This window comes from Paenibacillus graminis, from assembly GCF_000758705.1.
GTDB classification, from domain to species: Bacteria; Bacillota; Bacilli; order Paenibacillales; family Paenibacillaceae; genus Paenibacillus_AQ; species Paenibacillus_AQ graminis.
In genome coordinates this window covers 5696894-5711430 of the sequence record NZ_CP009287.1, presented here as the reverse complement: position 1 = coordinate 5711430, position 14537 = coordinate 5696894, and the positions used below count along the sequence as shown (strand labels likewise).

Sequence of the window (14537 nt, the reverse complement as noted above, 5' to 3'; positions counted from 1 at the left end):
CACCCTCTCTAGGTTTGTTTAATGCTACACTTTGGATAAGAATCGTACGGGTACGCCAATGTCGGTTTCCAATTGTTTGTAATGCCCGCCTTTGGCCAGGATCGCCTGTACACCAACTAGCCCGATGCCCATCTGAACCATTTGCTGGGCGATGCAGCGGATCGTAGCTCCTGAGCTGATAACATCATCCAGAAGGAGCACCCGGTCTCCGGCCGTGAACCCGTCAAAATAAATATAGTTCTCATTATACGCCGTCTCGCGTTTAATGCTAACTTCATAGTTGTCGTATAATTCGGTGCTGAGCCGCAGAATATTCATCGGCTTCCTTAGCTTGTAGGCGGCAAGCATGCCCCAGGTATGTCCACCCGGCTCCGGAGATACGATATAATCAAAAGCAGGGAACTGTGCGGTGATGCTCTCTGCCAGGCTATCTGTAATTTCGCTGATCAGCCCGGGATCGATATAAGTGCCCCGTTCACCGAAGGGATAGAGCTTGAAATCATAGGCGGTGTCCTTATTTTTATAAATTCTCACATTTTTGGCTTTGCTGATGGATTCGCTGAGTCTTGCATAAAATGCGCTCATGGTCCTCACTCCTTAAAAGTTTGGTTAGTCTATACTTTTTTGCCTGGCTGAATATACAAAAAAACCCGGGACACAAGAGACACCTGGAAGCCGGGCGGCATCACGGAAGAGCGCACAATAATCATGCGGACTCTGGCCTTGAAGATCCATCTGCTCTGCGGTGCCTCTTGTAGCCTGGGGCAATTTACGGTTGCCTGTAGAAACGCTCAAACCAGATTAATGAGCTTATACAAGAGTTTTGAAATAAAGGAGATATGAACGGAAAAGTAACATGTGATGAGGAATAATACGCCTGTGCACAGTTTTGAGTTATAAAAAATGACATTAATCATTTGTTATATGCTATCATCCGCAATATTGTGTGTCAATCCTTGAGTTTCATGTTAGATTTAATGACTAAAAACGATTTTGAAGAGGATAAAAAGAATACCAGAAGAAGTTTCGCATTGGAAAATAAACGCATATTCGCCCTCAATTCATTTTTTGAAACACGATAAAACATGAGATACAACCAACATAACCCTTAGTCCCGCGTTTGCTGCGGGTTAAGGGTTTTTGTTGTGAGGCGGTCCAGACGCAGCGCCGGACGTGTATTCTTTATATGCCCTTTATAATTTGTATGAGTTCATAAATTATCATCAAGTAACCGATCCTAACCCATGGTACTTGCACGGTCTTATTAATAGATATTGATTTTTAAATGGTTCCAGGTTTAAATGATCCCTTACTTTCTCGCTGAACCGATTTTCCTAATTTTAAGGACGACAAAAGCGTTCTGCTTGTTTATAATAATTATTATCTGGATTTCATAAATAGTTCAAAGGTTTTGTCAAAAGCCGTATTTTCATGTGATATACTTAACACAGCGTTTATAGAACTTGTGAAAGTGGTACCAGTAAATTTACAGGTGAGCAGCACAGTGCCTGCACCAATGAATAGAGATTAGGATGGTGAACAAACGATGCATATTGTCGTGGTTGGCCTGAATTACCGTACGGCGCCTGTAGAGGTCAGAGAACAGTTCGCTTTTGCCGAAAAGGATCTGCCTGCGGCACTGCATCAGCTGATGCAGACCAAAAGCGTGCTGGAAGGGGTTGTCGTTGCCACCTGCAACCGGACGGAAATTTATGTGGTTGTAGACCGGCTGCATATGTGCGGGTATTTCATCCGCAGTTATATGGAGCAGTGGTTTGGAGTGAAAAGCGATGTGTTTGCACAGCATATGTATATATATGAAGACGAGCAGGCGATTGCCCACCTGTTCCGGGTAACCTGCGGTCTGGATTCTATGGTGATCGGCGAGACACAGATTCTGGGACAGGTGCGCAGTGCTTTTTTGACTGCCCAGGCGGAAGGCGTGACGGGAACCTGGTTCAACCGGCTGTTCAAGCAGGCGGTTACTCTCGGCAAACGCGCACACAGCGAAACGTCGATTGGCGAGAGTGCGGTGTCCGTCAGCTACGCGGCTGTGGAGCTGGGCAAGCGGATTTTCGGCATGTTCACCGGCAAAAGAGTGCTGATTCTCGGCGCGGGCAAAATGAGCGAGCTGACGGTGAAGCATCTGTACAGCAGCGGTGCGGCTGAAGTGATTGTCGCCAACCGTACGCTGGCACGGGCCGTAGAGCTGGCCGAGAAGTTCTCGGGCAAGCCAAGCACAATTGAGCACGCCCTGCAGCATCTCGACGAAGTGGATATTGTGATCAGCTCGACGGGAGCGGACGGCTATGTGCTGACGGCAGATCAGGTGGCCGACAATATGAAGCGCCGTCCGTCGCGGCCGCTGTTCATGATTGATATTGCCGTGCCGCGTGACATTGATCCGGCGGCGGCGAGCGTGCCGGATGTGTTCCTGTACGACATTGACGATCTGGAAGGCATTGTGGAGAACAACCTGGAAATGCGCCGCAGTGAAGCCGCCAAGATTGAAGTCATGATCGAAGCGGAGCTGGAGGACTTCCAGATGTGGCTGAAGACGCTTGGCGTCCGGCCGGTCATCCGTGCGCTTCAGGACAAATCGAACGGGATTTATGAAGACACGATGGATAGTCTCTTTAACAAGCTGCCTGAACTGGACGAGCATCAGCGCAAGGTAATCCGCCGCCTGACGAAGAGCATTGTCAACCAGATGATGCATGATCCAATCAATGTGATCAAAGAGCTGTCCAGCGGCAAGCAGGGCAATGAAGCACTGGAGTATTTTACACAAATCTTCGCGCTTCAGGAGCAGCTTGGCTCTGACCCTGACGGAACCAGTCCTGCTAAGCCGGAACGAGAGGAAACCGAACGCGCCTCTGCCAGTGAGTTCACACTGCCGAAGTCGGTGTTCGCCCCGGCAGGCCTGCTGGGCGGGTGAACAAGATGCAATTGCTGAACGGAATATATGATGCCGCTCTGCTGCTATATGCCCTGAGCCTGCTGTTTGTTTTCTCGGATTGCCTTAAGCGGAATCCGGGCGGGAAGCGGCTGGGCACAGGGCTTCTTGTTGTTGTGGGCATTTTCCAGGCTGCCGGCCTTGCGGTGCGTTTCTCCCAGGAGCAGGGTTTGCCGATTTTTACGCCGTATGACTTCCTGTTCTGGTTCTCCTTCATCATTGTGCTGACCTCGCTTGCGGTTGCGTATACCCGCGGGGGAGAATTTACGATTCTGCTGCTTAACATGGCCGGCTTCAGCGTCTTCCTGCTGAACCGGGTCTGGCTGACCGCCGAGGATCATACACTACAGAGTTGGAGTGCAGTGCACGGATGGCTGGCGATGCATATTATTTTGGCCAATCTGAGCTTTGCCGCACTGACACTGGGGACGGTATTTGCCATAATGTATCTGTTCCTGCATACACGGCTGAAGCACAAAAAATGGGATGACCGCATCCGCCGCCTGCCCAGTCTGGAGACGATGGACAAATACTCGTATACCGCAATATTGGCTGGGGTTCCGCTGTTGCTGGCTTCGCTGGTGCTGGCCGGAATGTCGATTGTCGCTGAAGGGCGCACGCCGCTATTCCAGGATACCAAGGTATTGACCACGCTGATCGGGCTTGCGGTCTATATTGCCTATATCTTCCTCAAGCGTTCCGCCCGCCGCAGCGGTACCTCCATGGCCCGCTGGGCCATTGCCGGCTACGGTTTTATTATCCTGAACTTCCTGCTGAACTCCTGGTCCGAGTTTCATGGCTGGGGCGGATAGGGCAGGTTAGACCAGGGTATGGTGCTGGACGTTGCCAGTGTAAGGCGGGTTGAGAGTGAATATGGGAGTATAAGAAGCAATTTTAGATGCAAAAAAAGCTGCATAGATTGAACTTGAAAAATCGAAGGGCGGTTATCGTTAGCGGAGAAAGGAGCACTAATCGAACTTATCCGGCTTACGGAGTAACCTATGTAGGAAAAAGGTTCACTAATTCGGCCGAAAGCGGCCGTATGGAATAATTATGCTTGAATTAGATGCACAAAATCCTACTAAAGCCTTCAGCAGCCAGGATTTTAGCTCATTAGTTTTACTTTTTCCACTTCGCTCAATTTCTGGGAGCTCCATTGTTTTTCCCAAGCTTTCGAGTTCTCCGGTTGTATGAGAAGCTGTGTAAGACGCTGTAAAAGTAGGTATACGAGAAGTTGTTATTAGAAGTTGTATGGAAAGCGGTAAAAGTAGGTGTATGTGAATTTGTTATGAGAAGTTGTTTAAGTGGCGGTATAAGTAGCTGTATGTGTGAAATTTGTTAGGTGAAGTTGCATAAGGAACCGTAAAAGCAGGTGTATCTGGAGTAGTACGAGAGGCCGTATGAGCAGCTCAATAAAATGCTGTCGTTATGAGATGAGTTCGTGTGGACTGCAACTGTTTATTTTTTAGGATAACCTCAGGGAGACATGCATGCAAGAACATGATCTGGACTATAAATGTGAGACTGGTTCCCAACGCTTCCGCTCAAGTCGCGTTGACCCGCTAACGGGAAGTGGGGATTTAACAAAGGTGAGTATCGGATTGGGGTAAGTATTAGATTAGGATAGTATAGTATAGGACTGGAGTAAGTATCAGACGAAGTAAATTCCCCATAGAAGTTAAGTATAAGAAAGAGTGATAAGTTGAGGGGTTCTCTTCGGCTATAACAGTAGTAAAATTGAGGTTGTGTTGATGCTGATCCCGGATGGAACGGTATAGCGGGAATGATGTGGTTGAAACAGAGTTGACGGTGATGATGGCTGGAACTGGTGCTGGAGTTTGATCTAGGGTTACCCGCAGCTGATGTTTCCAGGTTAGTGGCAGGAGTGGGAGTGTGACTGCATGGTGAAGTATTTGCCTATTATGCTGGATGTGCAGGACCAGCGTGTGGTTGTCATTGGCGGCGGTGCGGTCGCGGAGCGCAAGGTGGGCGCCCTTGTCGAAGCCGGAGCGGCGGTGGTTCTGGTCAGCCCATCGCTGACAGAAGCGTTAGCCGCACTGGCTGAAGCGGGGCGGCTGAGCTGGATCAGCCGCCGCTATGCCCCCGGAGACATACGGGGGGCATTCCTGGTCTACGCCGCCAGCAATGAGGCGGCGGTGAATGAGGCGGTGGCCCAGGAGGCGCGCAGCCTGGGCGTTCCGGTGAATGTGGCCAGCCGGTCCGAGGCTGGCAGCTTTATTACCCCTGGCGTGCTTCGCCGGGGGCGGCTGACGGTCGCCGTGTCCACCTCAGGCGCGGGACCGTCGGCAGCTGCGAGGATCACGGAGCAGCTGGCTGAGATATTGGGCGAGGAATACGAGCCCTATCTGGACTGGCTGCATGATCTGCGCGTAGAGATCAAGCGCAGAGAGCTGCCGCCTGAGCAGCGCAGAAGGCTTCTGCGCAGCGCCGGGAATCTCGATGTGTTGAATGAGATGCGACAGGGCACCTTTATAGAGTGGAGCGCAGATGACATCGACAACTGGATCACCCGCAACCTTGAAGTGTAGATAGGGGTTCCCATGAACCGGGGATAGAAGCTGGGACTGCTGGCCAGAAACTTGAGGGATAAGGATAGAAGTCAGAACTGCCGGTTACTTGAAGGATTAGGATTAAAGTCGAGGCTGCTGACAGTATTGGGGCGGAAGCGGGCAGATGATTAGCTGGAAGTGGCAGAACCAAATACCTTTGAATGGTGTCCGGAAGCTGGAAGTAGCTGAATCAAAGGTAGAAATACCTTTGAATGAGGTCCGGAGGCTGGAAGTAGCTGAACCAAAGGTAAAAATACCTTTGAATGGGGTCCAGAGGTTGAAAGTGGCTGAATCAAAGGTAAAAATACCTTTGAATGGGGTCCAGAGGCTGGAAGTAGCTGAATCAAAGGTAAAAATACCTTTGAATAAGGCGCGGAGGCCGAAGGTGGCTAAAACAAAGGTAGAAATACCTTTGAATAAGGTGCTGAGCCTGGAAAAGGCTGAAATAACGGCAGAAATGCCGTTAATTAGGCCACAAACGGCTAGCATGCGTGAAACAACGGCAAAAATGCCGTTAGTTAGGCCGCAAACGGCCAGCATGTGTGAAACAACGGCAGAAATGCCGTTAATTAGGCTGCAAATGGCAAGTGCGCGTGAAATAAAGGCAGAAATGTCGTTATTTCAGCCACATGGGGCCAGGGAAGGTACCAAGGAGGGGTGAAGGATGAGGAAGATTATTGTAGGCAGCAGACAAAGTGCGCTGGCGCTCACGCAAACGGGGCAGGTGATCGCAGATCTGGAGCGGCTGAGCGGGGAGCATGGGTTTGGGTTTACTTTTGAGGTGCATAAGATTGTTACCAAAGGCGACCGGATTCTGGATGTAACGCTGTCCAAGGTGGGCGGCAAGGGGTTGTTTGTGAAGGAAATCGAGCAGGCGATGCTGGCCCGTGAGATTGATATGGCTGTACATAGTATGAAGGATATGCCCTCTGAATTGCCGGAGGGCTTGATGAACGGTGCGGTTCCTAAGCGTGTGGACCCCCGGGATTGTCTGATTTCGAGCAGCGGACTTCCGCTCGAAGGGCTGCCGCAAGGAGCGCGTGTAGGCACAAGCAGTCTGCGCCGCTCGAGTCAGCTTGCAGCGCTGCGGCCTGATCTGAAAATCGAGCCGGTACGCGGCAACATCGACTCGCGGCTGCGCAAGCTGGAGAGTGGTGAATTCGACGCGATCCTGCTGGCGGCAGCAGGATTATCGCGGATGGGCTGGGAGGACCGGGTGACGGCATATTTGCCGCCGGAGGTCTGTCTGCCCGCTGTTGGTCAAGGGGCACTCGGGATCGAGTGCCGGGCTGATGACGACGAGCTGCGGAAGCTGCTGGCGTTATATAATGACGAGCAGACAGCGTTGACGGTGGCCGCGGAGCGGACTTTTCTCGGGGCGCTGAATGGCGGCTGCCAGGTGCCGATTGGTGCTTTTGCGGTACTGGATGCGGAAGCTGCGGAGTCTGCCTCATCCAAGCTGATTACTTTGACAGGAATGGTGGGAACTCCCGACGGCTCGGTCGTCCTGAAAGAAACCTGCAGCGGGCATGATCCGGTGCTGTTGGGAGAAGAGGTTGCTCGGAAGCTTATTGCCAGAGGAGCAGAACAGATTTTGGCAGATGCAAGGGGATGAGGGAAATGACGGGGAAGGTTTATCTGGTAGGTGCGGGTCCTGGAGATGCGAAGCTGATTACGGTCAAAGGGCTGGAATGTGTCCAAAAAGCGGATGTGCTGGTGTACGACCGGCTGGCCAGTCCGCGGCTGCTGAAATGGATGAAGCCCGGCGGGCAAAAAATATACGTGGGCAAGCTTCCGGACCGCCACACGATGAAGCAAGAAGAAATCAATCAGCTGCTTGTTGATTTGGCGCTGGAGGGCAAGACGGTAGTGCGGCTGAAGGGCGGGGACCCGACGATTTTTGGCCGTGTGGGTGAAGAAGCTGAACTGCTGCGCAGACATGGCATCTTATATGAGATTGTGCCGGGTGTTACTTCGGCAATCAGTGTCCCGGCGTATGCAGGTATTCCGGTGACGCACCGGGATATGGCTTCGTCGCTATCGATCATTACAGGACATGAAAGTCCTGATAAGCTCGATCATTCCATTCACTGGGATAAAGTAACGAATGCAACGGGGACACTGGTCTTCCTGATGGGCGTCGCGAAGATTGGCTATATCAGCGCCCAGTTGATCAAGCATGGACGGCCGCCGGAGACCCCTGTTGCGCTGGTCCGCTGGGGGACCCGGGCGGATCAGGAGACGCTGACGGGTACGCTGGCCGACATTGAGGCGAAGGTGAAGGCGGCGGGTTTCGAGTCGCCGGCGGTCATTGTCGTCGGCGAGGTCGTGCTGCAGCGCGAGCAGCTCATGTGGGCAGAGGCGCTGCCGCTGTTCGGCAAGCGCATTGTGGTGACACGGGCCCGCAGCCAGGCGAGCGAGCTGGTGAACCGGATTGAGGAACTCGGCGGCGAGCCTTATGAGTTCCCGGTCATTGAGACGCGGATGCCCGAAGGCGCCGGGCAGAGGGCAGACATTGCCGCCGCGCTGGCGGCGCTGGAAGAATACGATTACGTATTCTTCACGAGCGTGAACGGCGTGGAGTTTTTTTGGCGCCACCTGGCGGAGCTGAAGGTGGACATCCGCGGGCTGCACCGCGCCTGTATCGGCGCGGTGGGTCCGGCCACAGCCGCGGCGCTGGCGCAGCGCGGGCTGATGGCTGAGGAGCTGCCTGGACACTTCCAGGCAGAGGGGCTGCTTGAAGCCTTCGCGCCAAGGCTTCAGCCGGGGCAGAAGGTGCTGCTCCCGCGCGGCGATCTGGCGCGCGAGTGGCTGGCGGACAAGCTGCGGGAGCTCGGCCTTGAAGTAACCGAGGTGGATACCTATGAGACTGTGGTGACCGGTGAGGACGATATAGAGCTGCTGAAGCTGCTGGAAGAGAAGCGGATTCATGCGGTGACTTTTACCAGTTCCTCTACGGTGCGCAACTTCATGAGCATTCTGCAGCGCATGGGGCTGGAAGATCCGCTTCCGCTGCTGGCGGGCGTCAAGATTGCCTGCATCGGTCCGGTGACCGAACAAACCGCTGTAGAGGCGGGGCTGACGCCGGGGCTTCTTCCCGGGGAAGCGACGATAGAAGGACTGGTGCAGGAACTGTGCCGCTGGAACGAAAGCACGAGGCTGAAATAGAGTGAGTCCGGGCTTTTTATGACTGACAAAGCTCGATTGTTTGTGGGCTTTAGCTAGACTTGTGTTTATATATAGGAGGATGAATAGATGGGCTTTCCAATTACAAGACACCGCCGTTTGCGCGGGACAGCCGGAATCCGCGGTATGGTGCGGGAAACGATCCTGAATACGCTGGATTTCATCCAGCCGATATTTGTGACCTATGGAACAGGTGTAAAAAATGAAATCAGCTCCATGCCGGGGGTATACCATTTTTCACTGGATACGCTGAAGGCGGAGGTAGACGAAATCGCAGCGCTGGGCATTCCGGCTGTACTGCTGTTTGGAATTCCCGAAACCAAGGATGCGGTCGGCTCCTCTGCCTTCGCTGAGGATGGCATCGTGCAGGAAGCCACTCGTTTGATCAAAAAATGGTACCCCGAGCTGCTCGTGGTTGCGGACACCTGTCTGTGTGAATTTACGGATCACGGCCATTGCGGCATGGTTCATACCCATACGGTGGACGGTGTCGTGCACGGCGATGTGATCAATGATGCTTCGCTGGACCTGTTGACCCGCACGGCGGTGTCGCAGGCCCGGGCGGGGGCCGATATTATTGCGCCATCGAATATGATGGACGGGTTCGTGCATGCGATCCGCGCCGGATTGGATGAGAACGGATTTGAGCATGTGCCGATCATGTCGTATTCGGTAAAATATGCATCGGCCTTTTACGGCCCGTTCCGTGAAGCCGCCGACTCCGCACCGCAGTTCGGAAACCGCAAGACCTACCAGATGGACCCCGCCAACCTGCGCGAAGCTATCCGTGAAGCGGATTCCGATGTGCTGGAAGGTGCGGATATGCTAATGGTAAAACCGGCGCTGGCCTATCTGGATGTCATCCGTACGATCCGCGACCAATTTGATCTGCCGCTGGTTGCCTATAATGTGAGCGGGGAGTATTCGATGGTCAAGGCCGCAGCCCTGCAAGGCTGGATCGACGAAAAGGCTGTCGTGCTGGAGATGCTGACCGGGATGAAGCGCGCTGGTGCGGACATTATTATTACCTATTTTGCCAAAGATGCAGCCCGCTGGCTGCGCGGATAAACGGCTGAATGCCGGCCGGGCAGAAGTTGGAGCATGTTTTTCGAACTGGTGAGCATCAGCTATGCTATAGCCGGAGAAGGTTTTTGCCTGCTCCGGTTAGCATTGCAGGTACAAGCCAACGATATGAATAGAACAGGAGTGGTGACCATGAGCAATTTGCCTTTGGCGCGGCGGGAAGAGGCTTCCCGCAAGGCTTTTGAAGAAGCGAAGCAGTATATCCCCGGCGGGGTGAACAGTCCGGTCCGGGCGTTCAAATCCGTGGGTTTGACACCGTTATACGTGGATCATGGCGCGGGTTCGCACATTTACGATATCGATGGCAACAGCTTTATCGACTACGTCTGCTCATGGGGGCCTCTGATTATGGGCCATGCCCACCCTGAGGTGGTCAAGGCACTGCAGGAGACCGCCGTCAAAGGGACAAGCTTCGGCGCGCCGACACTGCTGGAAACGGAGATGGCCAAAACCGTCACCGGCCGCGTTCATTCGGTGGATATCGTGCGCATGGTTAATTCCGGTACGGAAGCTACGATGAGTGCAATCCGCCTGGCCCGGGGGTATACCGGACGCAGCAAAATCCTCAAGTTCGAGGGCTCCTACCACGGCCATGCCGACAGTCTGCTGATCAAAGCCGGTTCGGGTGTAGCGACTCTCGGTCTGCCCGATAGCCCCGGCGTGCCTGAAGGCGTGGCAGTGAATACGATTACTGTGCCTTACAACGATTTGGAAGGGGTCAAAATCGCCTTCGAACGCTTTGGCAACGAGATTGCCGCTGTAATTGTAGAGCCGATTGCCGGGAATATGGGCGTTGTGCCGCCGCTTCCTGGATTTCTGGAGGGGTTGCGGAAGGTGACTACGGGTTATGGTGCGCTGCTCATTTTTGACGAGGTGATGACCGGGTTCCGTGTGAACCGTGGCTGTGCTCAAGGACTGTTCGGCATGGAGCCGGACCTGACCTGCTTCGGCAAAGTGATCGGCGGAGGTCTTCCGGTAGGTGCCTATGGCGGCAAAAGAGAGATTATGGAGCAGATTGCCCCAACCGGACCGATCTATCAGGCGGGGACGCTCAGCGGGAATCCGCTGGCAATGGCGGCGGGGCTGACTACGCTGAATCTCCTGACCCCTGAAGTGTATGACCGTCTGGAAACCCTCGGGGCGCGCCTGGAAGCAGGACTTCAGCGCAACGCGGCTGATACAGGTATTCCGCTGACCATCAACCGGGTGGGCTCCATGGTCTGCCCATTCTTCACCGAAGGTCCGGTGACTAATTACGATACGGCTAAAGCCAGTAACTTAAACCACTTTCGTGCGTACTTCGGTAAAATGCTTGACCAGGGCATCAGCGTCCCGCCTTCGCAGTTTGAAGGCATGTTCGTCTCTGCCGCACACAGCGAGCAGGATATAGATGTTACGCTGGAGGCCCATTACCAGGCCTTAAAATCCCTGTGACGGCCGCGAAGGAGCCGTTGTCCGTGACTGGAGGCGGGTCCTGGAGCCGCCGTGGGGAATGGCTGGAGGTTATGCCCGGCCGGGTAATTACCGCCGCCGGTGAGCCGGAAGCGGCCATTGACAAGTGGCTGCTTGCTACCGTGGGAATGCCTGCCAAGCTCCATGCGCGGCTGCGCCGTGAAGGCGGTATTCAGTGGAAGGGAGACCGGCTGCGGCTGGCGCTGTTCCCTTACCGCGAGGCTGGCATCGAGCCGGCCTGGCAGGCGCTTGAGGTGCTGTTCGAGGATGATTTCTGTCTCGTTGCCCATAAGCCTGCGGGCATGGCAGTCCATCCGGATGGCAGCGGGAATGAGGTCACACTTGATCATGTGGTTGCTGCCCATTATGCCGCCGCCGGCAGCGGCATCGCGGTACGCCATATCCACCGTCTGGACAAGGATACAACAGGCCCGGTCCTGTACGCGAAGAATGAGTATGCGCAGCTTGCACTCGACGAGGATATGCGGGCCAAAGCCGTCTCAAGACTGTATGCGGCGATCGTAAAAGGCACCGTGCCGCCCGAGCTGAAGCTGATCGATGTGCCTATTGGCCGCGACCGCCATCATGCGGCACGCCGGCGGGTCTCGCCGGGCGGGCAGGCTGCGGTGACGCGGATAATGGGCCGCGAGGTCCTTCGAGGCAGCACTGTGCTGAAGGTGCAGCTGGAGACCGGGCGGACGCACCAGATCCGCGTCCATCTCAGCCACCTGGGCCATCCGCTGTATGGGGATGCTCTATACGGCGGCCCGCCGTGGAGTGCTGCGGGCCAGCGTTCTCATTCCGGCGGGACCGCGGTTAGTGAGTCTGCCTGGAGCACCGGCGCAGGACGCATGGATCAGGATAGCCCCGGCGGCAGCGGGACTGTTCCTGCCAGGTCCGGTCCCGCCGGTTCCATTGGTCCGGGCCGCCAGGCACTGCATGGCGAACTGCTGGCGTTCAGCCATCCATGGACCAGGGAGCAGCTTGAAATAGCTGACCCCTGGCCGGAGGATATGCTGCGTTTACGGATACAGCTGGGAGGAGCGCCGCAGGTGTAAATCCGCTGACGGTGACTTTTAGATAATCAGAAGCCGGGCTTCAGGTGGTTTCCTTCGCCTGGCCGGATTGCCAATTCCATTACAACACCCCCACAAGGCTGCATTTCGGCACTGTCTTGTGGGGGTGTTTTTATTTAGGAAGCTATGCTTTCTGTCTGATATGAATAAGGTGAAAAAGCTGAGGACAAATAAGGGAATACCATGGTGGACCTGTGGCTTCATTTGCAGGAGGAAATGAGAGTATAACTTCAGAGTAGGATAATGGTGGAGTTGGAGGAAGTGAAGCGGAAAACGGCTGCACTGTCCAGTAAAGGACGGCGGCAGCCGTTTTATTCCTAGGGTGGCTGAATTGCTGATTTTGGGTATACCCGGATTATCCCAGACCCCGCCGGGCGACGTCCGGATTGGACTGATGTCTGCGTTCATAGGCCTGGATGTACTCTTGGCCTGCTGGGGTCAGCCCGCTAGCGTCCGCATATCCTGCCTCATGAATATGCTTAAGCACCGTCCTGAAATCTCTGGGGTCCATACCTAGTTGCCGGAACTCTGGCTGTTGCTCTTGTTCCATCACTTTCAGAGTTTGATACACTGGATCCATGCGGGTCATGTTATCGCATCCTTTCTCATGGGGGAGTTCATTTCCCTGAATAAAGCAATGAGACAGTATATTCCCGGCAGTCCATAAAGGTGACACCCTGAAGTGGAAAACATAAGCAATTTTCCCGGGACGGCAGGCATAACTAAGGACTTGTAAGAAACTGGACGCTGTGAAGACAAGCAAGCTAAGAAATTTTGGGTATAACACTAATAGACAGTTGAGTTTTTCGGCTAGTTTTGGGACAAGCTGCTGCTGAAATGGAAACTAATAGAATAGTTCCGGAACTATCCGGAATGCTAATTGGAAATGTCTTTTAATCAATACTGATGTATTTAGTACTTTTTTCTTTAGAATGCTGCCTGACTTGAGATTATTAGCATTAGCACGGATTTCATCAATTTTTAACAGGTTAGCCTTTACAGACCAATCGCTTAATAAATTGTAAATATGACTGGGGGGTTACACATGAAGTGGCAGGGAAGAAGAGGCAGCTCAAATGTGGAGGACCGCCGGGGCATGGGCGGCGGAGGGAAGCTGATCGGCGGCGGAATAAGCGGAATTATTATTGTGGTGATTGTCACGCTGCTGAGCGGCGGAAATATTGGAGATATTCTTGGAGGAATCACGACCGGGGGGACCAATTCCTCGGCACCTTATGAGCAGACGGCACAGGAGAAGGAACTGGCCGACTTTGTATCCGTTGTGCTGGCAGATACGGAGGATGTGTGGTCTGAGGTTTTTCAGGAAGAAGGGATGGCCTATCAAGACCCGACGCTTGTGCTCTACACCGGCAGTGTGGATTCGGCCTGCGGGACGGCAACGTCGGCGGTGGGGCCGTTTTATTGTCCGGGGGATGCCAAGCTGTACATCGATCTCAGCTTTTATGACGAGCTGCAGCAGCGGTTCCAGGCTCCGGGGGATTTTGCCATGGCTTATGTCGTTGCCCACGAGGTGGGGCATCACGTGCAGACGCTGCTCGGCACCACAAAGAAACTGGATTCGCTCCGCCAGAGCCTGAGCGAAACTGAATACAATAAATACCAAGTGCGTTTTGAGCTTCAGGCCGATTATCTGGCCGGTGTCTGGGCCAAACACGCCCAGGGGATGAATCTGCTGGAGGAGGGCGATCTGGAAGAGGCGCTAACGGCGGCAAGTGCGGTCGGCGATGATACGATCCAGAAGCAGGCGCAAGGATATGCGGTGCCGGACAGCTTCACCCACGGCACTTCAGAGCAGCGCAAGCGCTGGTTCTACAAAGGCTTCAATTCCGGCACCATTGAAGGCGGAGATACCTTTAACGCCTCCGAACTGTAGGTGAAGAACGCGGGTGCCATGTCCGCAACGACTGGAACGACCACAACAACTGCAAAATCTGCAACGTGTGCGAGGCTGCGACGTTTGCAGATTTGGGGGCTCCGCAAACGCTCATTCAGTCATGCCGCAGAGTTGCCGCTATGCTGGCATTCAGTCATGCCGCAGAGTTGCCGCTATGCTGGCATTCAGTCATGCCGCAGAGTTGCCGCTATGCTGGCATTCAGTCATGCCGCAGAGTTGCCGCTATGCTGGCATTCAGTCATGCCGCAGAGTTGCCGCTATGCTGGCATTCAGTCATGCCGCAGAGTTGCCGCTATGCT

At 54.1% G+C, this 14537-nt stretch carries 12 protein-coding genes and 1 riboswitch; of the genes, 10 read left to right on the top strand and 2 right to left on the bottom strand.

Annotation, left to right across the window (positions count from 1 at the left end; genetic code table 11):
• Nucleotides 1–24: 24 nt before the first annotated feature.
• Nucleotides 25–585: a phosphoribosyltransferase gene (locus PGRAT_RS24680; RefSeq protein WP_025707055.1), complete on the bottom strand. Its 561-nt coding sequence runs from the start codon at nt 583–585 to the stop codon at nt 25–27.
• A gap of 150 nt (nt 586–735) precedes the next feature.
• A riboswitch (purine riboswitch) is annotated at nt 736–838 on the bottom strand.
• A 708-nt stretch (nt 839–1546) separates the two neighbouring features.
• On the opposite strand from PGRAT_RS24680, the gene hemA reads away from it, so the two are divergent.
• The 9 genes from hemA (at nt 1547) to PGRAT_RS24635 (ending at nt 12305) form a co-directional block, all read left to right on the top strand.
• Nucleotides 1547–2938, top strand: coding sequence for a glutamyl-tRNA reductase (gene hemA / locus PGRAT_RS24675; protein WP_025707056.1), 1392 nt, complete (start codon nt 1547–1549; stop codon nt 2936–2938).
• Between the two features lie 5 nt (nt 2939–2943).
• On the top strand, nt 2944–3768 hold the full coding sequence (gene ccsA, locus PGRAT_RS24670; RefSeq protein WP_036705907.1) for a cytochrome c biogenesis protein CcsA: 825 nt from the start codon (nt 2944–2946) through the stop codon (nt 3766–3768).
• 1089 nt (nt 3769–4857) lie between these two features.
• Entirely contained in the window at nt 4858–5505 is a 648-nt protein-coding gene (locus PGRAT_RS24665) for a precorrin-2 dehydrogenase/sirohydrochlorin ferrochelatase family protein (protein WP_042267348.1), read from the top strand.
• Nucleotides 5506–5650: 145 nt separating this feature from the next.
• On the top strand, nt 5651–6187 hold the full coding sequence (locus PGRAT_RS24660) for a hypothetical protein (protein ID WP_025704728.1): 537 nt from the start codon (nt 5651–5653) through the stop codon (nt 6185–6187).
• A gap of 3 nt (nt 6188–6190) precedes the next feature.
• Nucleotides 6191–7141 (top strand): hydroxymethylbilane synthase, encoded by a 951-nt coding sequence (gene hemC / locus PGRAT_RS24655; RefSeq protein ID WP_042267347.1) that lies wholly within the window; start codon nt 6191–6193, stop codon nt 7139–7141.
• 5 nt (nt 7142–7146) lie between these two features.
• On the top strand, nt 7147–8694 hold the full coding sequence (cobA, locus tag PGRAT_RS24650; RefSeq protein WP_042267345.1) for a uroporphyrinogen-III C-methyltransferase: 1548 nt from the start codon (nt 7147–7149) through the stop codon (nt 8692–8694).
• A gap of 87 nt (nt 8695–8781) precedes the next feature.
• Nucleotides 8782–9780 (top strand): porphobilinogen synthase, encoded by a 999-nt coding sequence (gene hemB, locus PGRAT_RS24645; RefSeq protein ID WP_020426932.1) that lies wholly within the window; start codon nt 8782–8784, stop codon nt 9778–9780.
• A 147-nt stretch (nt 9781–9927) separates the two neighbouring features.
• On the top strand, nt 9928–11229 hold the full coding sequence (hemL, locus tag PGRAT_RS24640; protein WP_025706547.1) for a glutamate-1-semialdehyde 2,1-aminomutase: 1302 nt from the start codon (nt 9928–9930) through the stop codon (nt 11227–11229).
• Nucleotides 11230–11252: 23 nt separating this feature from the next.
• Nucleotides 11253–12305: an RluA family pseudouridine synthase gene (locus PGRAT_RS24635; protein WP_042268327.1), complete on the top strand. Its 1053-nt coding sequence runs from the start codon at nt 11253–11255 to the stop codon at nt 12303–12305.
• Between the two features lie 373 nt (nt 12306–12678).
• Here the strand turns inward: PGRAT_RS24635 and PGRAT_RS24630 are convergent, their stop codons facing one another.
• On the bottom strand, nt 12679–12912 hold the full coding sequence (locus tag PGRAT_RS24630) for a hypothetical protein (RefSeq protein ID WP_025703074.1): 234 nt from the start codon (nt 12910–12912) through the stop codon (nt 12679–12681).
• 456 nt (nt 12913–13368) lie between these two features.
• Between PGRAT_RS24630 and ypfJ the strand changes: the two genes are divergently transcribed.
• Nucleotides 13369–14217 (top strand): KPN_02809 family neutral zinc metallopeptidase, encoded by an 849-nt coding sequence (gene ypfJ, locus PGRAT_RS24625; RefSeq protein WP_025703076.1) that lies wholly within the window; start codon nt 13369–13371, stop codon nt 14215–14217.
• Nucleotides 14218–14537 lie beyond the last annotated feature (320 nt).

Bases quoted from the DNA above. Each gene is read 5' to 3' on its own strand.
- PGRAT_RS24680 (WP_025707055.1), bottom strand. From the start codon at position 585: ATGAGCGCATTTTATGCAAGACTCAGCGAATCCATCAGCAAAGCCAAA.
- hemA (WP_025707056.1), top strand. From the start codon at position 1,547: ATGCATATTGTCGTGGTTGGCCTGAATTACCGTACGGCGCCTGTAGAG.
- ccsA (WP_036705907.1), top strand. From the start codon at position 2,944: ATGCAATTGCTGAACGGAATATATGATGCCGCTCTGCTGCTATATGCC.
- PGRAT_RS24665 (WP_042267348.1), top strand. From the start codon at position 4,858: ATGGTGAAGTATTTGCCTATTATGCTGGATGTGCAGGACCAGCGTGTG.
- PGRAT_RS24660 (WP_025704728.1), top strand. From the start codon at position 5,651: ATGATTAGCTGGAAGTGGCAGAACCAAATACCTTTGAATGGTGTCCGG.
- hemC (WP_042267347.1), top strand. From the start codon at position 6,191: ATGAGGAAGATTATTGTAGGCAGCAGACAAAGTGCGCTGGCGCTCACG.
- cobA (WP_042267345.1), top strand. From the start codon at position 7,147: ATGACGGGGAAGGTTTATCTGGTAGGTGCGGGTCCTGGAGATGCGAAG.
- hemB (WP_020426932.1), top strand. From the start codon at position 8,782: ATGGGCTTTCCAATTACAAGACACCGCCGTTTGCGCGGGACAGCCGGA.
- hemL (WP_025706547.1), top strand. From the start codon at position 9,928: ATGAGCAATTTGCCTTTGGCGCGGCGGGAAGAGGCTTCCCGCAAGGCT.
- PGRAT_RS24630 (WP_025703074.1), bottom strand. From the start codon at position 12,912: ATGACCCGCATGGATCCAGTGTATCAAACTCTGAAAGTGATGGAACAA.
- ypfJ (WP_025703076.1), top strand. From the start codon at position 13,369: ATGAAGTGGCAGGGAAGAAGAGGCAGCTCAAATGTGGAGGACCGCCGG.